This window comes from Streptomyces sp. NBC_00525 (genome assembly GCF_036346595.1).
Classification (GTDB): domain Bacteria; phylum Actinomycetota; class Actinomycetes; order Streptomycetales; family Streptomycetaceae; genus Streptomyces.
On record NZ_CP107834.1, the window covers coordinates 6,436,308 to 6,457,616 of the forward strand.

21 protein-coding genes and 1 riboswitch are annotated in these 21,309 nt (G+C 68.3%); of the genes, 11 read left to right on the forward strand and 10 right to left on the reverse strand.

The window, feature by feature from the left end; translation table 11 throughout:
* The first annotated feature begins 64 nt into the window (after positions 1-64).
* From OG710_RS28235 to mtnC, 9 genes are all read left to right on the forward strand, one after another.
* On the forward strand, positions 65-373 hold the full coding sequence (locus OG710_RS28235; protein WP_330241866.1) for an ArsR/SmtB family transcription factor: 309 nt from the start codon (positions 65-67) through the stop codon (positions 371-373).
* Positions 364-1,458 (forward strand): ACR3 family arsenite efflux transporter, encoded by a 1,095-nt coding sequence (gene arsB / locus OG710_RS28240; RefSeq protein ID WP_443064340.1) that lies wholly within the window; start codon positions 364-366, stop codon positions 1,456-1,458. The genes OG710_RS28235 and arsB overlap by 10 nt, the downstream gene beginning before the upstream one ends.
* A 71-nt stretch (positions 1,459-1,529) precedes the next feature.
* Entirely contained in the window at positions 1,530-2,606 is a 1,077-nt protein-coding gene (locus OG710_RS28245; RefSeq protein WP_330241868.1) for an ArsO family NAD(P)H-dependent flavin-containing monooxygenase, read from the forward strand.
* A 74-nt stretch (positions 2,607-2,680) separates the two neighbouring features.
* Positions 2,681-3,061, forward strand: coding sequence for an ArsR/SmtB family transcription factor (locus OG710_RS28250; RefSeq protein ID WP_330241869.1), 381 nt, complete (start codon positions 2,681-2,683; stop codon positions 3,059-3,061).
* Positions 3,062-3,279: 218 nt separating this feature from the next.
* Complete coding sequence (locus tag OG710_RS28255; protein WP_330241870.1) at positions 3,280-4,542, forward strand: ATP-grasp domain-containing protein; 1,263 nt, start codon at positions 3,280-3,282, stop codon at positions 4,540-4,542.
* A 34-nt stretch (positions 4,543-4,576) separates the two neighbouring features.
* Complete coding sequence (mtnA, locus tag OG710_RS28260; protein WP_330241871.1) at positions 4,577-5,602, forward strand: S-methyl-5-thioribose-1-phosphate isomerase; 1,026 nt, start codon at positions 4,577-4,579, stop codon at positions 5,600-5,602.
* The gene (mtnB, locus tag OG710_RS28265; protein ID WP_443064304.1) at positions 5,599-6,261 is read left to right on the forward strand and encodes a methylthioribulose 1-phosphate dehydratase; all 663 of its coding nucleotides are present in this window, start codon (positions 5,599-5,601) and stop codon (positions 6,259-6,261) included. Before mtnA ends, mtnB begins: the two co-directional genes overlap by 4 nt.
* 25 nt (positions 6,262-6,286) lie before the next feature.
* The gene (locus tag OG710_RS28270; protein ID WP_330241872.1) at positions 6,287-6,862 is read left to right on the forward strand and encodes a 1,2-dihydroxy-3-keto-5-methylthiopentene dioxygenase; all 576 of its coding nucleotides are present in this window, start codon (positions 6,287-6,289) and stop codon (positions 6,860-6,862) included.
* Positions 6,862-7,611, forward strand: coding sequence for an acireductone synthase (gene mtnC, locus OG710_RS28275; RefSeq protein ID WP_330241873.1), 750 nt, complete (start codon positions 6,862-6,864; stop codon positions 7,609-7,611). The genes OG710_RS28270 and mtnC overlap by 1 nt, the downstream gene beginning before the upstream one ends.
* Positions 7,612-7,634: 23 nt before the next feature.
* Here the strand turns inward: mtnC and OG710_RS28280 are convergent, their stop codons facing one another.
* Entirely contained in the window at positions 7,635-8,708 is a 1,074-nt protein-coding gene (locus OG710_RS28280) for a permease (protein ID WP_330241874.1), read from the reverse strand.
* Between the two features lie 383 nt (positions 8,709-9,091).
* Between OG710_RS28280 and OG710_RS28285 the strand changes: the two genes are divergently transcribed.
* Positions 9,092-9,421 (forward strand): ArsR/SmtB family transcription factor, encoded by a 330-nt coding sequence (locus OG710_RS28285; RefSeq protein WP_330241875.1) that lies wholly within the window; start codon positions 9,092-9,094, stop codon positions 9,419-9,421.
* 175 nt (positions 9,422-9,596) lie between these two features.
* On the opposite strand, the gene OG710_RS28290 is transcribed toward OG710_RS28285, so the two are convergent.
* Together OG710_RS28290 and OG710_RS28295 are read right to left on the reverse strand one after the other, a co-directional pair.
* Positions 9,597-10,109 carry a GNAT family N-acetyltransferase gene (locus tag OG710_RS28290; protein ID WP_330241876.1) on the reverse strand — a complete coding sequence of 171 codons (513 nt, stop codon included), beginning with the start codon at positions 10,107-10,109 and terminating at the stop codon, positions 9,597-9,599.
* 42 nt (positions 10,110-10,151) lie between these two features.
* A complete protein-coding gene (locus OG710_RS28295) occupies positions 10,152-10,514 on the reverse strand; it encodes an ArsR/SmtB family transcription factor (protein WP_330241877.1) in 363 nt (120 codons plus the stop codon).
* Positions 10,515-10,797: 283 nt separating this feature from the next.
* On the opposite strand from OG710_RS28295, the gene OG710_RS28300 reads away from it, so the two are divergent.
* On the forward strand, positions 10,798-11,262 hold the full coding sequence (locus OG710_RS28300) for an ArsI/CadI family heavy metal resistance metalloenzyme (protein ID WP_330242364.1): 465 nt from the start codon (positions 10,798-10,800) through the stop codon (positions 11,260-11,262).
* A 178-nt stretch (positions 11,263-11,440) separates the two neighbouring features.
* Here OG710_RS28300 and metE read toward each other — a convergent pair whose 3' ends face one another.
* The 7 genes from metE to OG710_RS28335 all read right to left on the reverse strand — a co-directional run bounded on the left by metE (position 11,441) and on the right by OG710_RS28335 (position 20,984).
* On the reverse strand, positions 11,441-13,759 hold the full coding sequence (gene metE / locus OG710_RS28305) for a 5-methyltetrahydropteroyltriglutamate--homocysteine S-methyltransferase (RefSeq protein ID WP_330241878.1): 2,319 nt from the start codon (positions 13,757-13,759) through the stop codon (positions 11,441-11,443).
* Between the two features lie 172 nt (positions 13,760-13,931).
* Positions 13,932-14,149, reverse strand: a riboswitch (cobalamin riboswitch).
* 115 nt (positions 14,150-14,264) lie between these two features.
* On the reverse strand, positions 14,265-14,777 hold the full coding sequence (locus OG710_RS28310; RefSeq protein WP_330241879.1) for a GNAT family N-acetyltransferase: 513 nt from the start codon (positions 14,775-14,777) through the stop codon (positions 14,265-14,267).
* 575 nt (positions 14,778-15,352) lie between these two features.
* Complete coding sequence (locus OG710_RS28315) at positions 15,353-16,345, reverse strand: sugar phosphate isomerase/epimerase family protein (protein ID WP_330241880.1); 993 nt, start codon at positions 16,343-16,345, stop codon at positions 15,353-15,355.
* 2 nt (positions 16,346-16,347) lie between these two features.
* Positions 16,348-17,268 (reverse strand): myo-inosose-2 dehydratase, encoded by a 921-nt coding sequence (gene iolE, locus OG710_RS28320; protein ID WP_330241881.1) that lies wholly within the window; start codon positions 17,266-17,268, stop codon positions 16,348-16,350.
* Between the two features lie 14 nt (positions 17,269-17,282).
* On the reverse strand, positions 17,283-17,819 hold the full coding sequence (locus OG710_RS28325; RefSeq protein ID WP_330241882.1) for a hypothetical protein: 537 nt from the start codon (positions 17,817-17,819) through the stop codon (positions 17,283-17,285).
* Positions 17,820-17,840: 21 nt separating this feature from the next.
* Positions 17,841-18,983 (reverse strand): ferritin-like domain-containing protein, encoded by a 1,143-nt coding sequence (locus tag OG710_RS28330; RefSeq protein ID WP_330241883.1) that lies wholly within the window; start codon positions 18,981-18,983, stop codon positions 17,841-17,843.
* A gap of 87 nt (positions 18,984-19,070) precedes the next feature.
* Positions 19,071-20,984 carry a GMC family oxidoreductase gene (locus tag OG710_RS28335; RefSeq protein ID WP_330241884.1) on the reverse strand — a complete coding sequence of 638 codons (1,914 nt, stop codon included), beginning with the start codon at positions 20,982-20,984 and terminating at the stop codon, positions 19,071-19,073.
* Positions 20,985-21,309 lie beyond the last annotated feature (325 nt).

Below are 21,309 nucleotides of genomic sequence, written 5' to 3' on the forward strand. Positions count from 1 at the left end.
TCCTTGACAGCAAGAGGTCAGTCCCAGCTGGTATCAGCAATGAATGATGTGACACTATCAGTACATGATGACGTCAGTCGATACTGATCTGATCCGGGTTCTGGCCGATCCGCTCAGGCTCCGGATCGTGACCCTGCTCGCCCGCGAGACGCTGTGCACCACCCACCTCGTCGAGGAGACGGGTGCCAGACAGACCAACCTCTCCAACCACCTGCGCGTGCTGCGTGAGGCCGGGGTCGTGGAGACGGAGCCCTGCGGCCGGTTCACGTACTACTGCTTGAAACCGGACGTCATCGCCCAGCTCGCCGGTCAGTTCGCCGAATTGGCCGAGGCTGCCCGCAGCGGCGCCAAGAACAAGAGGGCCTGTCCGTGACCTCCACCACCCGAGCCCCCGCCCCGGCGGCGCCCTCCTCCGTCGCCGCGAAGCTGTCGACACTCGACCGCTTCCTCGCGGTCTGGATTCTTCTGGCCATGGCCCTCGGCCTCGGCCTCGGCCGACTGGTCCCCGGCCTGGACGATGCGCTGGCCGCGGTTGAGATCGGCGGCATTTCGCTGCCGATCGCCGCAGGCTTGCTGATCATGATGTACCCGGTCCTCGCGAAGGTCCGGTACGACCGGCTCGACGCCGTCACCGGCGACCGGAAGCTCTTGGTCTCCTCGCTCATCGTCAACTGGATCCTCGGCCCGGCGCTCATGTTCGCCCTCGCCTGGATCTTCCTGCCCGACCTGCCTGAGTACCGTACCGGTCTGATCATCGTCGGCCTGGCCCGCTGTATCGCCATGGTGGTCATCTGGAACGACCTGGCCTGCGGGGATCGTGAGGCCGCGGCGGTCCTCATCGCGCTGAACTCGGTCTTCCAAGTCGTCGCGTTCGGTGTTCTGGGCTGGTTCTACCTCGACCTGCTGCCCGGCCGGCTCGGCCTCGGCGAAGGTGAAACACTCGACATTTCCATGGCGAAGATCGGTCTGAACGTCCTCGTCTTCCTCGGCATCCCGCTGGTCGCCGGCTTCCTCACCCGCCGGATCGGTGAGCGACGAATGGGCTCGGACGCGTACGAGGCGAAGGTTCTGCCGAAGATCGGACCATGGGCGCTGTACGGCCTGCTCTTCACGATCGTCATCCTCTTCGCGCTTCAGGGCCGGACCATCACCTCGCAGCCGCTGGATGTCGCGAGGATCGCCCTCCCGCTTCTCGTCTACTTCGCCGTCATGTGGTTCGGTACCTTTGCGTTCGGCCGAGCCATTGGTCTGCCGTACGACCGCACGGCGACACTCGCGTTCACCGCCGCCGGGAACAACTTCGAACTCGCCATCGCCGTTGCCATCGCGACCTTCGGTGTCACCTCCGGCCAGGCTCTTTCCGGGGTCGTGGGTCCGCTCATCGAAGTGCCGGTCCTGGTCGCACTCGTATACGTGTCTTTGAGCCGGCGCAAGAAGTTCGAGCAGGTCCGGCAATAGCCTCACCGTGTCGCCACCCGTGCCTCGCCTCCGGCGAAGCACGGCACACCCGGACGAAGGGAAGCCGCAAGATGAGCGAGGTCCTCGACGTCATGGTGGTCGGCGGTGGCCAGGCGGGACTCGCCGTCGGATATCACCTGCGCCGCCTCGGGGGCCTCGACTTCTTGGTCCTGGACGCTCAGCCGACGCCGGGCGGGGCCTGGCAGCACACGTGGGAGTCGCTGCGCCTCTTCTCACCTGCTGCGTACTCGTCCCTGCCCGGTCGCATCATGCCGCCACAGCAGGGGGAGGAGTACCCCACCGCCGCGCACGTCGTCGACTACCTGACCGACTACGAACACCGGTATGAACTCCCCGTCCAGCGCTCTGTCCGTGTGGAAGCGGTCCGCCGCGACGGCGACCACCTGCGGGTGGAGACCGACTCCGGTGTGCGGCGCGCCCGCGCGGTCGTCAGTACCACCGGGACGTGGACACGACCGTTCCTCCCCGCGGTGGCGGGCCGCAACTCGTTCTCGGGACGGCAGCTTCATACCGTCGAGTACCGCACTCCCGAGGAATTCGCCGGTATGCGGGTCATCGTCGTCGGCGGCGGGAACTCCGGAGCCCAGATCGCCGCCGATCTCGTGCACCACGCTGAATTGACCTGGGTCACCCGGCGGCCCACGCGCTTCCTGGCCGACGACATCGACGGCCGTGCCCTCTTCGACCACGCCACTGCCCGTCGCCGTGCTTTCGACCAGGGTCTCGCCGACGGCGGGGGAGTCGCCTCACTCGGTGACATCGTCGCCGTGCCTCCTGTCCGCAGAGCTCGTGATACGGGCCTGCTCAAGGCCCGGCCGATGTTCGCGAGTGTGACGGCGAACGGTGTCGAGTGGGCTGACGGGACGCAGGCCGAGGCTGACGCGATCATCTGGTGCACGGGCTTCCGGCCGGCTCTCGCTCATCTCGCCCCGCTCGGGCTCCGGGGTTCGCGCGGACGGATTTCGATCCGGGGCACGGAGGCCGTGGGAGAGCCCCGGCTGCATCTCCTCGGGTACGGCGACTGGACCGGTCCCGCGTCAGCCACCCTTGTCGGCGTCGGCCGCCCCGCACGCGAGGCCGTAAGGGACATTGCGGCCCTGTTGGGTCGGGACGGGAGGCGAGGGTGAATGCGCGGTGAAGTCCTGGGGGATATCGGCGCCCGGATTCGCCGTGCGATCTTGTCGACTCGTATGGTGTCCGGGTGGCGACTCCGTTGGCAGGCATACCGATCGAGGACGTGAGCGGGGAGCGCTGTGTGCCCTCGTCCCCGGGGCGGTTGATCGACCGCGATGAAGTCGAGACGCTGACCGCTCAGTTGAAGGCGATGGCCGACCGGACCCGCCTCCAGATCGTCCACCTCATCGATCAGGCGCCGGCCGGGGAGCTCTGTGTGTGCGACCTGACCCAGTCGCTCGACCTGGCGCAGTCCACAGTGAGTCGGCACCTGAAAATCCTTACCACCGCGGGGCTGCTGCGCCGCGAGCAGCGGGGAACGTGGGCCTGGTTCTCCATCCGCAGGGACGCCCTGCGGCAGCTCAGGGAGCAGGCCTTCCCGCGAGGCGCCAACCGCTCCTCCTGCTGACGTACCGGACGTGACCCTGCCGGACGTGTCAACACCGGAGACACACCGCGTCGGGCGCACGGAAGCCTGCGATCGCCAGTTCATCGATCTATTGACATGTATCGCTCGATGCTGGCAAGGTTCCGGCCGTCGGCCGAAAGCGCCGTTGCCGATCAGGGCTTCACCCCGCTCCGGCGGCCGGATCCGGCCGACCACATGTCGACGCAAAGGTATCCGTCATGGCCGCCACGTCCCGCGCGCAACCGTGTACCTCTGAGGCTCCGGCCCTGCTTCTCATGGGGAGTGGCGACCGTCGCTACCGCGAGTACTTCGTGGCCGCCGTCTCGCGCCACTTCCGGCTGTGGCTTCTCGACGCCTACGAGCCCAGCTGGCAACTTGCTTATGTGGAGGGCACATCGGTCCTCGATACCCAAGACCTCGACGCCCTTCTCGCTGAGGCGCAGCAGGTCGTGCGCCGGCTCCCCGTCGCGGGGGTCTTCACCAACGACGAGTCTCTCGTGCACGTCGCGGCGCGCTTGGCCGAAGCCCTCGGGCTGCCCGGCAGCGCGCCCGACGCCGTACTCGCCTGCCGGGACAAGGCGACCACCCGTGCACGCCTGACGGCAGCCGGCGTGCCTCAGCCGGCCTGCACCCCGGTCTCCACGGCGGCCGAGGCGCGGTGCGCTGCCGACGCGACCGGCTACCCCGTCGTTGTCAAGGCACGCGGACTCGCCGGCAGCCTCGGCGTCGTCCGGGCCGACCACGGCGACGCCGTCGAAGCGGCCTTCGAAGCGGCCGGCTCCGCCGACTGGGCCGGCGTGCCCCGCTACGAGGCTGACGTGCTGGTCGAGGAGTACCTCACGGGTCCTGAGATCAGCGTCGACGCGATCGTCGTCGACGGTGTGTGCACTCCCATGATCGTGGCACGCAAGCAGACCGGCATGGACCCGTACTTCGAAGAGACCGGCCATACCGTCGACGCAGCTGATCCCCTTCTCCGGGACGCCGAACTCCTGGGTCAACTGCACCACATCCACAAGGCTTTGGGCTTTGAACGGGGCGCCACGCATACCGAGTTCAAGCTCACCCCCGAAGGGCCCCGCCTGGTCGAGATCAACGCGCGCCTCGGCGGCGATTTCATCCCGTTCATCGGGATGCTCGCCACCGGGACCGACCCGGCGGTCGCGGCCGCTCGGGTGGCAGCCGGACTCATCCCCGACACGGCGCCGAAGACGCAGCGGATCGCCGCCGTGAGGTTTCTCTATCCGGAGGCCGACTGCGAGGTGGTTGAGACGACTGTCCGCACCGATCTCTTCGGGCCGACGGTGCACAGCGCGGTCGCGACGGCCGGCCCCGGCACTCGGCTGGCACTGCCACCCCATGGGTACATGAACCGGTACGGCTATGTCGTCGCCGTCGGTGAGGAAGCCGCACAGGTGCTCACTGATGTGGAGGCCGCGCCCGCCCTGGTCGAACTGCGCTCGCGTCCTCTGACGGACTGACCGACTCCGCCTTCCCTGTCTCAAGGAGCCGCCTGTGAGCAAGCCTTCCTACCCGGCATCGTTGAGCTGGGACGAAAACGCGATCGTCACCCTCGACCAGCGCGCGCTGCCTCACGAGAGCCGGCTTCTGCGCCTGGCCACCGTGGATGATGTCATCACCGCCATCACGACCCTCGCGGTGAGGGGCGCCCCCTCGATCGGACTCGCGGGAGCCCTGGGCGTCGCGCTTTCGGCGTACGCCCACTGCCGGTCGGGCGTCACCGGCGCGGGGCGACAGGCTGTGCACGCCGACGCCCGGCGACTTGCCGCAGCCCGCCCGACGGCCGTCAACCTGTCCTGGGCGGTCGACCGAGCCCTCGGCAAGCTCGCCGATGGTCCGGACGCGGTTCTTGCCGAGGCCACCGCCATGATTGACGAGGACCGAGCGATCAACCGACGGATGGTCGCACACGCGGCCCAGGCCGTCCGGGATCGCTGCCCGCAGCGCCCCCTGCGGCTGCTTACCCACTGCAACACCGGCCGGCTCGCGACCGCAGCCGTGGGTACCGCCCTCGGGACCGTCCTCGCTCTCGCTGAAGCCGGAATGGTGACCGAGGTCCTCGTCGATGAAACCCGGCCACTCCTGCAGGGTGCCCGGCTGACCGCGTGGGAACTGGCAGCAGCCGGCGTGCCCCACCGTGTGTGCGTCGACAGCGCGGCCGCTGCGGCCATGAGCCGAGGACTCGTCGACTGCGTTCTTGTCGGAGCGGACCGCATCACGGAGCGAGGGGATGTGGCCAACAAGATCGGCACCTACGGGCTGGCGATCGCCGCTGCCCATCATGGGATTCCCTTCATCGTCGTCGCCCCCGAATCGTCGTGGGACAGGTCTGTCGTCGACGGTCGTGACATCCCCATCGAGGAACGGGACGCGGACGAGGTGACCACCTACGGCGGCCTTCGCACCACCCCCCGCGGCACACGTGCGTACAACCCTGCCTTCGACGTCACCCCGGCCCCCTTGGTCACCGCGATCGTCTCCGAGCACGGTGTTCGACACACATGTGAGGCGGTGGCATGAGCTACGCACCGTCTACCGCGGAGGCCGAGCGAACCGCACAGCACCTGGCAGACACATCCCGGAGTCTGTACGAGCGCGGATGGATGCCCGGCACATCCGGGAACATCTCCATGAGGCTGCCCGATGCTCCCAGCCGGGCGCTGATCACGGCGAGCGGCCGAGACAAAGGTGCGCTGACCGCTCGGGACGTGGTGGAGGTCGATGCCTTCAACGGCCGGGCGTCCCTTCCCGACCAGGATCTGCCCTCTGCGGAGACCTCCATCCATGCGGCCGTCTACCGCGTCACCGGAGCACGTGCCGTCCTCCACGTCCACTCCCCGTACGCCACTGTCGTCGCCCACCGCGCCGCGGTTGTGGACGCTGTCGCCTCGGTACGAGTGGAGCGTTTCGAACTGCTCAAGGGACTGGCACTGAAGGATCCGACCTGCACGGACCTGCCGGTGTTCCCCAACTGGGCCCAGGTCGACCGGATCGCCGACGATGTCGCTGCCCATCTCTCGGTTGGCCGGGATGGCCCGCCCGGGCTCCTCCTGGCCGATCACGGCATTACCACGTGGGGCGACTCGCTGCGGCAGGCGAAGAACCGGCTCGAGTGCCTGGAGGCGCTGTGTCAACTGCTCGTGATCTCCCAGTCCGAGCTTCAGGTCGCACATTCCTGAGAGCCACCGACGACAGGACCGCACCATGACATTGCTGCAGATCATGCCGGACGACGCGCCGGACACCGTTCTGTTTCGTACGCGGGATGAGGAGGCCATCGCACAAGCTCTGCGCGAAAGATCAATCTCCTTCACCCGCTGGCCGTCGCGTGTACAGGTGACGCCTCGGACATCGTCCGAGGAACTGCTCCACGCCTATCGGGCGGAGATCGGCGAGCTGTGTGCCGACCAGGGGCTGCGTCTCGTCGATGTCGCCCGCCTGCATCCCGAGGACGGCCCGGCATGGCAGGAGCGTGCGGCCAAAGCACGGTCGATGTTCCTCGACGAGCACCGTCACACCGAGGACGAGGTCCGGTTCTTCGCCCACGGAACCGGCTGTTTCTACCTGCACCTGGACGACCGCGTGTACGCCGTGGTGTGCGAGGCAGGTGACCTGCTGTCGGTTCCTGCCGGCACCCGGCACTGGTTCGACATGGGGCCCGTGCCGGACTTCTGCGCCATCAGGTTCTTCGAGAACGAGGACGGGTGGGTGGGCGACTTCACGCGGGAGCCCATTGCCGAAGGCTTCCCTCACCTCGATGCCCTGCTGGGAGAGCGTTGATGCCGGGCAGTCGGCAGGCCCGTGTGAGGGAACCGCGGGCCGTCGTCCTCGACATCGAGGGGACCACTGGCTCACTCAGCCATGTGCGTGACACCCTCTTCCCTTACGCGCGGGAGCGCATCGCTCCCTGGCTTGCCGCGCACCGTGCCACGGCAGCCTGGCGGCAGATCCTCGACGCGATCACCGACTACACCGGAACGGTCCACGAGGAGGCGAGCGCCCTGGCGCTCCTGGAGCAGTGGGCCGACGCGGACGTCAAGGCTCCGCCGTTGAAGACGTTGCAAGGGCTGATCTGGGCCGGGGGCTACGCGGCGGGCGAGCTGTATGGCCACGTCTACCCGGACGTGCCGCCCGCACTGCGGTACTGGAAGACCCGCGGTACAGGCCGCTTCATCTACTCCTCCGGGCCTGTGGCTGCCCAGCGGGACTGGTTCGGGCATACCAGGTACGGAGACTTGCGCCCGCTCCTCGATGGCTACTTCGACCTGACCACTATCGGCCCCAAGGCGGCAACAGGCTCCTACCGCCGGATCGCCGCGAACCTGGGCCATGCCTCCGCCGATCTGCTGTTCGTCAGTGATGTCGGCGCCGAGCTCGACGCCGCGGCCGAGGCCGGCTGGCGGACGGTCGCCATGCGCCGTTCAGGCGACGAACGCGCGGCAGTGACCGGCCATGAGGCAGTCACCTCGCTCGCTCCACTCATCTCCCGCCCGGGCCCCGACAGGAACGGCAGCACCACGGGAGCGTGAGTGGAGGGCGAGGAGAAGCACGGTCAGAGCAGGGGCAGAGTGACGAGGCCGATTCCCACGCTACCGATGAGGCCCACGCCGAGGTAGAAGACGAAGACCTTCGCCTTGACGACGCTCTTGACCGCCACCATGGCCGGGATCGTCGTGATGGCACCGCCGAGGAGGAACGTGACGCCTGCCGCCGCGACCATGCCCTGGTCCAGGAGACCCTCGACGACCGGGATGGCGCCGACGCCATTGAGGTAGAGCGGAACGCTGATGACCCCTGCGACCAGGACGGAGAGGAAGCCGTCGGTGCCGAGGATGCCCGACACGATGTCGGTGGACACGTATCGCACGATCAGAGCCTCGAGGACGATGGCCAGCAACAGCCACTTGCCCAGGATCAGGGAGTCGCTGACGATCTCCTTGAGGATCTCGCCGGCGCGGAGGTTCTTGATGTCGCGCCGTACCAGGACGCGCCACGGGGTGTCGTCGTCATCGGCGTCGTTCCGCGCCGCGCCGGAGCATCCACCGGCCGGGGGCTCGGGTTCATCAGCGGAGCCACCACAACCACCCGCAGGGCTGCCGCTGCTTCCAACGGTCACGGTCTCAGGCACGGCCGCCGCCTCCTGCGAGCAACGCGGCGCCGGAGCCTTCTGCTCCGCGGAATCGAGCAGAGGGTCGGCGAACCGGCCCCGCCGTTCCAGTGCCAGGACGATGAGACCCGCGCCGAAGCTCAAGACCAGGGCACCGACGAGGCGGGCGGTGGCGATGGGGATTCCGAGCTGCGCGGCGGAGAGCGCGTAGATCTCCGGATCCATGGACGGGGACGCGATCCAGAACGACATCACCGCTGAGAGCGGGACGCCGGCGATCAGGAAACGGCGGATCAAGGGGATCACGGTGAAGGAGCAGAAGGGGCTGAACGCTCCGATGGCCGTGACGACGGCAATCCCGAGGACGCCCCTGCGCCCCTGGGCGAAGCTGCGGCGCGCGACCACGTCGATCGACAGACGCTGTACCGCGATCCCGAGGACGATAGCGAAAAGGAACCACGGGAGATAGTGCAGCACCTCGAGCAGGATGAACAGGCCCAGGGCCCGCAATTCGTCCACAGGTGAACCTTTCTGAGATGGTGACACATGAGGGCAGCGGCGTCGCGAAGCGACGGGGAGGAGGCGGGGCAAGCCGCGCTTGAAGACTTGAGTGACATTCCTGATTTATCGAAGATCGATGATAGACGATTAAAGTTGATGGGGGCAATGGCTGGCGAGGGGTGCTTCGGCGTTGAGAGTGATCGTTCTGCGTCTTCGGCGTGGGGGTTGCTTCGTAAGGGGCGCTTGTTCCCAGGTCGAGCACAGGCGGATGCCTAGCGGGTGGCGTTCGTGTCGTCGCGTGTCAGCGGTTTCGATCGCTCGGAGGGCACCCTTGGGGGTCCCCTCCTGAGTGGAGGTGGACCTTGCCGTCACGGGAGGTCATCGATTAACATCGATAAATCATGAGCGGTACGATGAATGCCCAGCTGATCGATCGAACCACGGCCGAGTCCTACGCTGCTTGGTTCAAGGCCCTTTCCGATCCCACCCGTGTACAGATCCTCAACCTTCTGGCCCTGGCGGCTGCCCCGATGAGTGTCGGAGAGATCGTGGACCGGATGGGCGTCGGGCAGTCGACGGTGTCCCATCACCTGAAGTTGCTCGCCGACGTGCGGTTCGTCCTGCGTGAGCGTCAGGGGACGTCGATGCTTTACTCCATCAACGTGGCCTGCGTGGCCTGCTTTCCCAGTGCTGCCGACGCCGTCATGGGCCGCCCTGCGGCCTCGGCGTGAGAGGCGGTCCCTTGACCGTGTCGACCCCGCGAGCGCCCGGTTCGGCTCCGTATCCTGTCCGGATCGGTCTACTACCGCCCGGTACCGGGCGTCCTCGCCGCGCTGGGCGCGTTTCTCGCTGAAACCGAAGAGGCCGGAAGGGGAGGGCCCGCACCGGCGGCCCCCGTCTGCGACCTCAGTTGATGTGTGAGCTGCGACGCTCCACGAGGACGGTATCGCGCCAGACGCCCTGGTGGCGGCCGATGCGCTCACGCGTGCCGATGATCCGGAAGCCCGCACGGGTGTGGACGGCGAGACTGGCGGAGTTCTCGGGGAAGATGCCGGACTGGATGGTCCAGATTCCGGCCGCTTCGGTGGAGTCGATGAGCGCGTTCAGCAGCGCCGACGCGATGCCGCGTCGCCGCGCTCCGGGGTGCACGTAAACGGAGTGCTCGACGACGCCGGCGTATGCGCACCGATCGGAGACCTTGGTTACGGCCGTCCACCCCAGTACGCGGCCGGCCGCGTCGAGTGCGGCAAACCGGTGCTCGGGCAGCTTGACCTCGTTGAATTCCTCCCACGTGGGGGCGGCCTTCTCGAAGGTGGCGTTGCCCTCGTCGATGCCGGCCTGGTAGATCGCGATTACCTCGTCCGCGTGGTCGGCCGTGAGGGGGGTGATGGCGATGGTGCGGGGAGCCGATTCGGTCATGGGGCGAAGTCTCTCAGGTCGGGGCACTTCGCCCCGGCCCCGTCAGGCTGAGGAAGCCTTGGTGAGGAGGGCCCCCATGGCTGCGAGGACGGTGGGTTCGACACGGTAGTACACCCAGGTGCCGCGTCGTTCCGAGGAGAGCAATCCGGCTTGCTTCAGCTTCTTGAGATGGTGAGAGACCGTGGGCTGGGAGACGCCGACATCGGAGATGTCGCATACGCACGCCTCGCCACCGTCGTGCGAGGCGACGGCAGAGAACAGCCGCAGCCGGACCGGATCGCCCAGCGCCTTGAACATCAAGGCGGTTCGCTCGGCCTCTTCGGCGGTCAGTGGCCGCTCGCTCAGAGGGGGGCAGCAGGGCACCGTCTCGGGTTCCAGTACTGGGAGCATCTTCGCGTTTGGCATGAACCTATGTTGACACATGTCGAACCAGCTGTCTGGGCGATGGCTGCGTGATGCGGGTGCGGGTGATGCGCGGCGCGTAGCGCCGTGGCCTCGGCCCGCGAGCGATGCGTGTTCGGCCCTTACGGGTCGGCGGGCACCTCAAGCCGCTATTTCGAAAAATGCCTATGTTGACGTTCGTCGAATCAGGTGCCATGCTGAAGGCGCAAGGAATCGACAAACGTCGAATCAATGGCAGCGGGGATGAGCTCTGTCTCATTCATCCGCCCTTAGCCGGAGGAACATGATGTCCCGCGTACAGCTTGCCCTGCGCGTTCCCGATCTGGCGGCATCCGTCGCCTTCTACGCGAAGCTCTTCGGCACCGAGCCGGCCAAGCTCCGTGAGGGCTACGCCAACTTCGCCATCGCCGAACCGCCGCTCAAACTCGTCCTCATCGAAGGCGCCGACAACGAGGACACCCGTTTGGACCACCTCGGCGTGGAGGTCGATACCACCGAGGCGGTTCACGCTGCCACCGGTCGCCTCGGTGAGGCCGGGCTGCCGACGACGGAGGAGAACGACACCACTTGTTGCTACGCCCTCCAGGACAAGGTGTGGGTTCATGGCCCCGGCCGCGAACCGTGGGAGGTGTACGTCGTCAAGGCCGACGCCGGGACCATGACCAAGCAGCAGGGCAGCGCCTGCTGCTCCGACACGGCTGCCACCGACAGTGACACTTCGGAACGGGTCGCCGCCGGCGGTTGCTGCTGACTCCCGACCCGCACATGGGTGTGCCCCGCCTGACTGACGAACTGCTGGACACGGGGCACCTCGTGGGCACACGTGACCACCGTGGCCTCGGCTCGGGCCTGCGGGAACGCGTACGGTCCGCGCCCGGGCGGGCGAGGGGCCGGGGCGCGTGTGGCGGCCCGGCCCCTGCGGTGTCCGGTCAGGAGGTGTGCAGTTCCGCTCGGACTGTGCGGGCGGCGGCCACCAGGTTTTCCAGGGATGTGCGGGTTTCGGGCCAGGCGCGGGTCTTCAGGCCGCAGTCGGGGTTGACCCACAGGCGTTCGGCCGGGATGGCCGCCAGGCCGGTGCGCAGGAGGGTGGCGGCCTCCTCCGGGCTGGGGACGCGCGGTGAGTGGATGTCGTAGACACCGGGGCCGGCCTCGCGCGGGTAGCCGTGGGCGGCCAGTTCGCGGGCGACCTGCATGTGGGAGCGGGCGGCCTCCAGGCTGATGACGTCGGCGTCCAGGTCGTCGATGGCCTGGACGATGTCACCGAACTCGGCGTAGCACATATGGGTGTGGATCTGGGTGTCCGGCCGTACCCCGCTCGTGGTGAGCCGGAACGCCTCGGTCGCCCACGCCAGATAGGCCGCACGGTCGGCGGCGCGCAGCGGCAGCGTCTCGCGCAGCGCGGGCTCGTCCACCTGGATCACCGAAGTACCGCTCGCCTCCAGGTCGTTCACCTCGTCGCGCAGGGCGAGGGCGACCTGCCGGGCGGTCTCGGCGAGCGGCTGGTCGTCGCGGACGAACGACCAGGCGAGCATGGTGACCGGACCGGTGAGCATCCCCTTGACCGGCCGGTCGCTCAACGACTGGGCGTACGACGTCCAGCGGACCGTCATCGGCTCGGGGCGCGAGATGTCCCCGGCGAGGACCGGCGGACGCACGTACCGGGTGCCGTACGACTGCACCCAGCCGTGCTGCGTGGCGAGGTAGCCGGTCAGCTGCTCCGCGAAGTACTGCACCATGTCGTTGCGTTCGGGCTCGCCGTGCACCAGGACGTCGAGGCCGGTCTTCTCCTGGAAGGCGATGACCTCCCGGATCTCGGCCCGGACGCGCTCCTCGTAACGGGCCGTATCGATGCGGCCGGCCCGCAGGTCGGCGCGGGCCGTGCGCAACTCGCCGGTCTGCGGGAACGAGCCGATGGTCGTCGTCGGCAGCAGCGGCAGTCCGAGGTGGGCGCGCTGGGCGGCGGTCCGCTCGGCGTACGGCTGGGAGCGGCGGCCGTCCGCGTCCGTCACCGCCTTTGAACGGGCTCGTACGGCAGGGTTCCGGGTGATCGGGGAGGCCGTCCTGGAGGCCAGGGCGGCGCTGTTGGCGGAGAGCTCGGCGGTGACGCTGTCGGTGCCCAGGGTGAGTGCCCGGGCGAGGGTCACGATCTCCGTCGTCTTCTGCCGGGCGAAGGCGAGCCACCGCAGGACCTGTGGCTCGATGTCCCGCTCGACGGCGGCGTCCAGCGGGACGTGCAGCAGCGAACAGGAGGCGGCGACGTCGACGCGATCGGCCAGCCCGAGCAGCGTGCCGAGGGTGGCCAGTGACTGCCGCAGGTCGTTGATCCAGATGTTGCGTCCGTCCACGACACCGGCGACCAGGCGCTTGCCGGGCAGCCCGCCGACCGCGGCCAGCGCGTCCAGGTTCGCGGCGGCGGACCCCGTGAAGTCGAGCGCCAGGCCCTCGACGGGGGCGTGGGCCAGGACCGGCAGCGCCTCGCCCAGCCGGTCGAAGTAGGAGGCGACGAGCAGCTTCGGCCGGTCGGTGAGCGCGCCGAGGCCGCGGTAGACGCGCGCGGCGGCGTCGAGCTCGGCCGGGGTGCGGTCCTGGACGAGGGCGGGTTCGTCCAGCTGCACCCACTCGGCCCCGGCGGCGCGCAGATCCGCGAGCACCTCCGCGTACACCGGCAGCAGCCGGTCCAGCAGGGTCAGCGGCTCGAAGCCGGCGGGCGCTCCGGGCGCGGGCTTGGCCAGCAGAAGGTAGGTGAGGGGGCCGACCAGCACGGGCCGGGCGGTGTGGCCCTGGGACAGCGCCTCCTTGACCTCCGCGACCTGCCGGGCGGAGTCGGCCGTGAAGACGGTGTCGGGGCCGAGTTCGGGGACCAGGTAGTGGTAGTTCGTGTCGAACCACTTGGTCATCTCCAGCGGCGCCACCTCCTGCGTGCCCCGCGCCATGGCGAAGTAGCCGTCCAGCGCGTCGGCCGCGACGGCTTCGCGGTGGCGCTCGGGGACGGCCCCGACCATGACCGTGGTGTCCAGGACGTGGTCGTACAACGAGAAGGCACCGGTGGGCACTTCCCCGATGCCGGCCTCGACGAGCTGCCGCCAGGTGTCACGCCGGAGTTCTGCGGCGGTCTGCCGGAGGGCGTCGGCGGTGACGCGGCCCTTCCAGTAGCCCTCGACGGCCTTCTTGAGTTCCCGGCTCTGTCCCTGGCGGGGGTAGCCGTACACGGTGGCCCGTGCTGCCGCGGCTGCGGACTTCGCTGTCACGGAGATCTCCTTCGCGAGATGAATCCCTGAAATCCCGGCGACGGGACGAGAACGCGAAGGGAAGGACGAACCGGACGGCCACGGCCCCGCGCGGCACTGGCACGCGGTCGCTCCGTCTGGTGTGTACGCCGACCCGCCCTCGAGGTCACCGGAATGTCCGCGCACGGAACGGTCCGCACGCGGGCAGTTGGCAGGTCTTCGGACTCGCGGGCACACCCTCCGTACTGGAGGACACCTACTGGCCGTCGCTTCCCGAGCCCGTCCGGGCCCAGTGCGTATGACGGCGGTCGTTCCCGCTCACCGCTGCGGGGCAGTCCCGGATTCCCACCGGGTTCCCTCTTGCGACACCCCGCCTGGCGGACGGGGCGAACCAGCTGCTGTGGCCACCATACGCGGTGGCGGCGGCAGAGGAGACCCGCCTTCCGGCATCCGGAAGGCGGCGAGGAGCGTGAGCCGGGGACCGTGGCGCCCCGGGAAACCGTTCCCCGGGGCGCCACAGTCGCGATCAGACGCCGAAGGCGGCGGGGTACTGGATGGTGCCCGCCGGGACCGGCCGGGTGTCGTCCAGAGCCATCGCCATCATGGCCTCGTCGGGTACGTCGAACGGGGCGCGGATGCCGAAGCCCGAGGCCGGCGTGAAGCCGAACCGGGGGTAGTAGTCGGCGTGCCCCAGCACGAGGACGAGGTTCTCCTCCACGGTGCGCGCGGCGGCGGCCAGGGCGGCGCGGATGGCCGCGGAGCCTGCACCGGTGCGCTGGAACGAGGGGAGAACCGCGCACGGCGCCAGGGCGAGGGCGGGCTCACCGTCGACGTGGCAGCGAGTGAGCAGCGCGTACCCGGCCGGGGTGCCGTCGGGTGCCGCGGCCACCATCGACAGGCCGTCGATCCACGCCTGCGGGTCGGCGCGCAGGGCGTCGACGATCGCGGCCTCGGCGGCGGTGGGGAAGGCGGCGAGGAGGATGTCACGGACGGCGGGAACGTCGTCGGTGGTTTCGGGGCGAGCGATCCAGGTGTTCATGATTCCGTTCTCGGAGAGGTCGTGGGTGTGTGGGGCGGGCGGCGCGCAGTCGGGTACGCCTATATGCGCGCAGGCCGGGGTGTTCGAAGCCGGCCCGGTCACGGCGAGGGCGGGGCACAGGCCCGCCCGGACGTCCGGGCGCGGCGGAAGAGGGATGGGGACAACGTAAAGACCCTTGAACAGGGACCCCGTCGAGCATGAAGCTCCGCCCCATGAGCCGACATGCTCGGGCAGGGGAAAGCGTCAGGTCAGACGGCGGTCCGGGAGGTGAGGACGGTCCGGCGTGCGCTGCGCAGGGCAGCGTCCTTCGCGGCAGACATCAACTCACCCCTCCTTCTGATCAGGCAGTCGACTCGAGCGTCACTGCGCTCCGAGATTAACACAGCGCGCCCGGCGCCCACTTGAGCCGCTGCCTTCGGGGACTGCGACAGGCACATGGACGCGGCCGGCGACGGAGGACAGGGCCGCCCGATGGCAGCCTCGTCCTCCGTCCCCGGCCGCGAGCGACGACGTCTAGAGCGCCGGCCCCCTGGTGCGCGGCCGACGCCGCCGCAGGGGGCCGTACGGTACCGGGATCACCCCGCCCCGAGTCCGGCCAGTTCCGCACGCAGCTTCGTGATCGCGTCCTCGGCGACCTCGTAGGCGCTCGGCACGCCCGGAACCGGCGCGTCGTCCTCGGGAATCCAGAACTTCCGCCGGGTCAGCCGCAAGGAGTTCAGGAACTCCGGGATGGCGTTGAAGACCTCGATGAGCAGCGGGCCCTCGTACACGGGCAGGACGGGATCGAGGAACTCGCGCCAGGGAATCCAGCTGTCCGCGACCTCGCCGCGGTCCGGCGGGGAGACCTGGACGTAGTGCAGGCGCCGCTGGTCGGCGGAGTCCTGGATGTCGCTGAGGTAGGCCGCCGGCCCGCTGCTGCCGAGGACGACGTGGGAGCTGTCGACGCACACGCCGATGTGCGTGCTGCTTACACCGGCGAGGAAGTCGAGGACATCGCGCACCATGTTCGGCGCCGGTGTCTCCCAGTGGTCGACGGGCTCGATGCCGACCTTGACGCCCTGGTCCGCCGCGTACGCGCCGAGCTCCTCGAAGAGCGGCCGCGCGATGTCGTACCGGGGCCGGAGCCAGTCCTGCAGGGCGTCGCTCCACAGCGTTTCGCCGTTGACGGTGGGGAACACGTTGTACGGGAACAGGACGGGGCCCGCCATGATGTCGCCGCCCAGGGCCGCCGTGATGTCCACGCGGGACTTGAGGTAGGCGAGGGCCGCCTCCCGTTCCCCGGCGTCCAGCGAGGTGGGGTTGTAGGCCGGCGTCGTGGCCACGTTGGTGGTCAGGCCCACGTCCGTCAGGCCGGCCGCGTCGAGGGCCTTCCTGAGCTGCTCGTAGCGGGGCACGTCCTCCTGGGGGTGGCCCGAGGGGTTCGGGAAGACGGGCATGTCGAAGCCGGTGTACCCGTAGCTCCGCAGCTTCTCCATGTGCCGGACGACGACCTCGGTGTACTGGGGATCGTCCGGGTGCAGGTTGACCGTGAACATGAAGAAGCTGAGGTAGATGTCGCGCGCCTTCATCGCTACCACCCCAGGGTTTCGGTGAGGTAGGCGCGGGCCATCTTGGCGTACTTCAGCGGGCACGCCTGCGCCGGGTCCTGTTCGGCCTCGACGACCAGCCAGCCCTCGAAGCCGGCATTCCCCAGCGTGGTGAGGATGGGCTTGAAGTCGATCATGCCTTCGGAGTCGCCGGGGACGGTGAAGACGCCCTGCAGGATTCCCTCCTCGAAGGACAGGTGGTCGCTCTTCACCTTCTCGGCCACCGACTGGCGGACGTTCTTGAGGTGGACGTGCTTGATCCGCTGCTTGTGCTTCTCCGCGGTCGTGAGCGGGTTGTCGCCCGCGAGCTGCAGATGCCCGGTGTCGAACAGCAGGTTCACATACTTCGGGTCGGTGTCCGTCATCAGCTTGTCGATGTCCGCGGCCGACTGCACACCCGTGCCCATGTGGTGGTGGTAGCAGAGCCGCATCCCGCTGTCCGCGGCCAGTTTGCCGATCTCGTTCAGCCCGCTGGTGAGAGGACCCCAGTCCGCTTCGGTGAAGTGGGGGCGGTGCGTGAACACCGGGATGGGCTGGAGGTGGGACGACTGTCCGAACTCCGCGACCACGATGTCGTGGCCGCCCACCTTCTTGAGGAACTCCAGCTGCCGCTTGAAGTTCTCGACGGTTCGGTCCCTCTCCCCGATGGTGAAGTAGGTGCTCACCCAGGGCTCGGACACCTGCAGGCCGCGCAGGTCGAGCGCTTCCTTGAGCGCGGTGGGGTCGTCCACCGGGTACTTGTGGCCGATGCTGCAGCCCTGGAATCCCGCGAGCGCCATCTCGCTCACACACTGTTCGAACGGGATGCCGATGTCGATCAGCGGAAAGTCGTCGTTCCACCACAGTGTCGGCGTCACGCCGAGCGATACCTTGTCGGGGCCCAGGTTCGGGACGGTGCCGGTCATTGCGTTTCCTTTGCTCAGAAGTTCTCGAACGTGGGCGGGGTGGCCCACGATCCGTAGCCCGGCGCCTTCGCGCCGGACGGGTGGGCGCCGATCGCCCGCCACAGCAGCCCCTCGGTGTAGGCGTCGGGGGAGACGACGAACAGGGGGATGCGTTCGTCGCCGGCCCGCGCGTACTGGCCCTCTGGCCGCCGCTCTCCGGAGGCGGCCGCCGGGGACAGGTCCGTCTCGGGTTGGCTGTCATCCGGTACGGCGGGCTTCGCCCCGCTCCGGCCGGGTGCCGTCCAGGCCGCCACGTCCATTCGCCCCGTGAGTTCCGGGCCGTACCAGACGCCGACGTACCAGAGTTTGATGATGCTTTTCACCAGGGGATCGGACGGGTCGGCAGCGATCGCCCTCTCGATCGCGTCCGGCCCTTCCTGATTCACGACCGCGTCGTAATATGCCTCCGCCTGGCCGGTCCCCCATAGGTCGAACTCGCTGAACCCGGTCATCGTCGCGGAGAACTTCACGAATGCGCGCAGTTCCTCGTCCGTGGTCGTTGCCTCTGTCATGCTGCTTCCTCCTTCGACGGCCTAGATCTCGAAAGTCGGACCGGCGTTCAATCCCGATTCCCCCGAGAGCGGGTTGCGGATGAGCCGGTTCATCGTGTCGCGGATGCGGAACATCTCCCAGACCGCCTTGAGCAGCAGATCGGGCCGGCCGTTGTAGGCCAGATTGATGTTCCTCAGAAAGGCGGCGTAGGACTGGTTGAATTCCTTGGCGGCCGTGTGGATTTCCGGGTCTCCCTCGAGATCCGCCAGCTTGACGTCCGGCTTCACCGGATAGACGGCAGTCCAGTCGACGTGCAGGTCCGGGCCGGAGGGCGCGCCCGGCTCGTCGCCCTTCTGGTAGAACTTTCCCTTTTCCAGTTGCTGGAACCTGTAGTAGTGGGCGATCTCGTCCTGGCTGTCGTAGATGCCGCCGTGCAGCCCCTCGCCCTGTTCCGCGACGAGGGTGAGCGCCGCCACTGCGGAGTCGCGCCCGGTCACCTCGATCACGTCGCCGCCGCCCGAGTAGAAGTACTCGGGGGTCACCTGGCGAGCGGGATCACCGGTGAAGATCGTCGTCCCCGCCGTCCGGGCCTGGTCCTCCAGGTAATTGATGCCCCGCATGATCTCCTCGTAGAACTCACCGATGCTCAGAAAGCGCTGGGTGGGTTCTCCGGGGACCAGGCCGAGGATCGTGCCGGACTGCTCGAATTCCGCCATCTTCTCCGAGGGGGGCGCCGCACCGTCGGACGTGAGTCCGAGCGCCGCCCAGTCCACCGGTACGAGCCGGCTCTCCTCGTCGGGCGCCTGCGCGGGCTTCTCGATCTTCAGGAAGGTGTCGAGAGCATCCGGCGAGAACGGCAGGAGATGCACCTGGAAGTAGTCCGGACCGCACGGCAAGTACGTCGGGTAGTCCGGTACGAATCCGGACTTGGTGAGGTCCGGTGTCCCGCCCACGGCGTTCAGGACGTTCGCGACCAGCGTGAGGTGCAGCATCTCCTCGACGGCCACGACCCTGATGACGTGCCAGGCGTCCGCGTTCCTGCCCGGCTGCAGCGAGTAGAGGGCGGTCAGATAGGGCGGGAGCGTCGCGTGCTCCAACTGAAGCCCCTTGTAGAGGTATTCGTGCAGCTCCTCAATGGTCTTGATCTTGGATTCCTGGGACGGGTCCGGCTCTGGAACGGACATGTTCCCCCAATCGTGGGCGGTGGCGGTGGGCATGCGGAGAGGCGGTCGCGGCCGGTGGTGTGTCCGGCCCGCAGGGGTGTGGGCCGGCTAGCCGCGGACGGTGGCCGGTGCCTTCGCGGCACGCAGATACCTGACGATGTGCGTCGAGCTGCGGTAGGCGAGCGCCGCCATGGTCAGGCTGATGTTGGACGTCCCGATCGAGGGCAGACTGCCGGGCCCGACGAGATACAGGTTGTCGTGGTCCCACGACTGCTGGGTGTGGTCGACCACCGAGGTCGTCGGGTCGGTGCCCATGATGTGGGTGCCCGCGAGGTGGTTGCCGCCGACGATGTTGTACCACTGTCCGTCGTGCTCGACGGCGCTGTAGCGGTCCTTGTCGTACGCGGTCATCTCCTCGGCGCCGAGCCTCTTGAAGATGTCGGACGCGAGCTTGCGGGCGTACGCGGCGCCCCGCATGGTGTACGGCGGGATCTTGAGGGAGACGACCGGTTTCAGGTTGCCGAGGGCATCCTTGTACCGCTCGTCCACGGTGACCGTGTTGCTCCTCTCGGGCAGCAGATCGATCATGAAGGCCAGCAGAAGCTGCCGGGAGATCCGGTTCCCGAGCGTCCGGCGCAACTCCTTCCCGTTCAGCCCCTGTTTGTCGACGAGTTCGACCAGGTCCGTGTAGGGCGAGCCGGTCGCCCACCCCCAGCCGTCGTTGTGGATGTCCACGCCGAATCCTGCCTGGGTGCCGCGGAAGCGCCCGCCGCGCAGATCGGTGATCCCGCTCGTGCAGGACGTGCCCCGCATCGTGCCGGCCGGCTCGGGCAGCAGACCCCAGGACAGCAGGTACGCGTGGTCCATCAGGTTGCAGCCGATCAGTTTGCTGCGGCTCATGCGCTGCATGTCGGAGGCCAGCATCAGCCGGGCGTTCTCGATGGCGTGCGCGCAGAGAACGTAGACGGTGCCCTTCACCGTGTACGTGTCGTAGCTTTCGGAGTCGAGCGAGTGGTAGTTCTTGATGGTGATCCCGGTCACCCGCCGGTCCTGCTCGTCGATCTCCACCTTGGAAGCGACGGCCTGCGTCACGATCGTGACGTTGCCCCTGCTGAGCGCCTTGGTGAGCGTCTTTCCCGCGTGGTACTTGGCCTGTACCGGGCAGATCGGCACACAGTTGGTGTTGCCCTGACAGCGCTCGCCCTCCTCCACCTGGCTCGTGCTCACCGCGCCGACCGGAACGAAGCCCTTGCCTCCGTCGTACGCGGCGTTCGGCACCCCGTTGCGGGCCTGCGGGAAACTCCGCACCCGGAGGGTGTAGTCGTCGTCCGCCAGGTTGACCCGCATCCCGTCCACACCCCGGGCGACCGTCTGGTCGAGGTAGGACGGCGGCATGCGGTGCATCGGGAACACGTATCCCTCGGGGAAGTGCATTCCCAGGTACGCCTGGTCCTCGACCTCGGCGGACACGCCCAACTCCGCCTCGGCCTGCCGGTAGTACGGCTCCAGGTCGTCATAGCTGAGCGGCCAGTTCAGCCCCTGGCCGTACTTGGTGCGCAGGTCGAAGTCCTCGGGGAGCATGCGCAGCGCCTTGCCCTCCCAGTGCATGGAGGTGCCGCCGAGGACGCGGGTGAAGGTGGTGTCCGAGCAGTACTTGTCCTCCTGCACCAGGTAGAAGTCGTCCCGTGGCGTGTCCGGACCCACCGGCATGGTGTCCGTGCTCCTGGGCATCCGGGCGTTCGGGTTGAACGGATACGGCGACTGGTTGTCCTTGACCACCGCGCCGTAGAACCGCGACAGATACGACTCGTACTCGGCGAGGTCCAGATCCTTGCCGGGGCCGGCTTCGACGATGAGCACCTTGTGGCCCGACTGGCTCAGTTGCTCGGCCACGATCGAACCCGCCATGCCGCCGCCGACGATGACGGCATCCCACTCCTCACTCGCGGCCTGGGCGGCACTGGTCTGCGTCGCGGCACCGGCCGGGAAGATCACCGGGTCTGCGTCGTCGTAGGACGTCATTGATTCCCCTTGTCGATTCTGGGGGTGGCCTCACCCCGATTACGGGCAGGAACAGCCCGGTGAAAAAAGTCCCACCAGCCGCCGGGGCGGATGGTGATCGAACGGCCGTCGAGGCCCGCCACTGCCGCTGTCCGAAGTGAGGAGAGCCGGCTCGGAATTCGATATCGAGCGGGCGAACCAGGAAGAGCCGGCAGGTCGATGCCCACCGATGAGCCGATGGGGAGCACGGGAAGGGCCTCGGCACGAGGTTTGCATATGACGCGGTCACCCACGCCACCGGAGCGGGCGTTTCGCAGGGAAACCCATCGATCGGGGGTAAACGACG

What these genes read in the sequence shown, in the direction of transcription:
- OG710_RS28235 (WP_330241866.1), top strand. Translation starts at nt 65, where the DNA reads ATGATGACGTCAGTCGATACTGATCTGATCCGGGTTCTGGCCGATCCG.
- OG710_RS28245 (WP_330241868.1), top strand. Translation starts at nt 1,530, where the DNA reads ATGAGCGAGGTCCTCGACGTCATGGTGGTCGGCGGTGGCCAGGCGGGA.
- OG710_RS28255 (WP_330241870.1), top strand. Translation starts at nt 3,280, where the DNA reads ATGGCCGCCACGTCCCGCGCGCAACCGTGTACCTCTGAGGCTCCGGCC.
- mtnB (WP_443064304.1), top strand. Translation starts at nt 5,599, where the DNA reads ATGAGCTACGCACCGTCTACCGCGGAGGCCGAGCGAACCGCACAGCAC.
- OG710_RS28270 (WP_330241872.1), top strand. Translation starts at nt 6,287, where the DNA reads ATGACATTGCTGCAGATCATGCCGGACGACGCGCCGGACACCGTTCTG.
- mtnC (WP_330241873.1), top strand. Translation starts at nt 6,862, where the DNA reads ATGCCGGGCAGTCGGCAGGCCCGTGTGAGGGAACCGCGGGCCGTCGTC.
- OG710_RS28285 (WP_330241875.1), top strand. Translation starts at nt 9,092, where the DNA reads ATGAGCGGTACGATGAATGCCCAGCTGATCGATCGAACCACGGCCGAG.
- OG710_RS28290 (WP_330241876.1), bottom strand. Translation starts at nt 10,109, where the DNA reads ATGACCGAATCGGCTCCCCGCACCATCGCCATCACCCCCCTCACGGCC.
- OG710_RS28295 (WP_330241877.1), bottom strand. Translation starts at nt 10,514, where the DNA reads ATGCCAAACGCGAAGATGCTCCCAGTACTGGAACCCGAGACGGTGCCC.
- OG710_RS28300 (WP_330242364.1), top strand. Translation starts at nt 10,798, where the DNA reads ATGTCCCGCGTACAGCTTGCCCTGCGCGTTCCCGATCTGGCGGCATCC.
- OG710_RS28310 (WP_330241879.1), bottom strand. Translation starts at nt 14,777, where the DNA reads ATGAACACCTGGATCGCTCGCCCCGAAACCACCGACGACGTTCCCGCC.
- OG710_RS28315 (WP_330241880.1), bottom strand. Translation starts at nt 16,345, where the DNA reads ATGAAGGCGCGCGACATCTACCTCAGCTTCTTCATGTTCACGGTCAAC.
- iolE (WP_330241881.1), bottom strand. Translation starts at nt 17,268, where the DNA reads ATGACCGGCACCGTCCCGAACCTGGGCCCCGACAAGGTATCGCTCGGC.
- OG710_RS28325 (WP_330241882.1), bottom strand. Translation starts at nt 17,819, where the DNA reads ATGACAGAGGCAACGACCACGGACGAGGAACTGCGCGCATTCGTGAAG.
- OG710_RS28330 (WP_330241883.1), bottom strand. Translation starts at nt 18,983, where the DNA reads ATGTCCGTTCCAGAGCCGGACCCGTCCCAGGAATCCAAGATCAAGACC.
- OG710_RS28335 (WP_330241884.1), bottom strand. Translation starts at nt 20,984, where the DNA reads ATGACGTCCTACGACGACGCAGACCCGGTGATCTTCCCGGCCGGTGCC.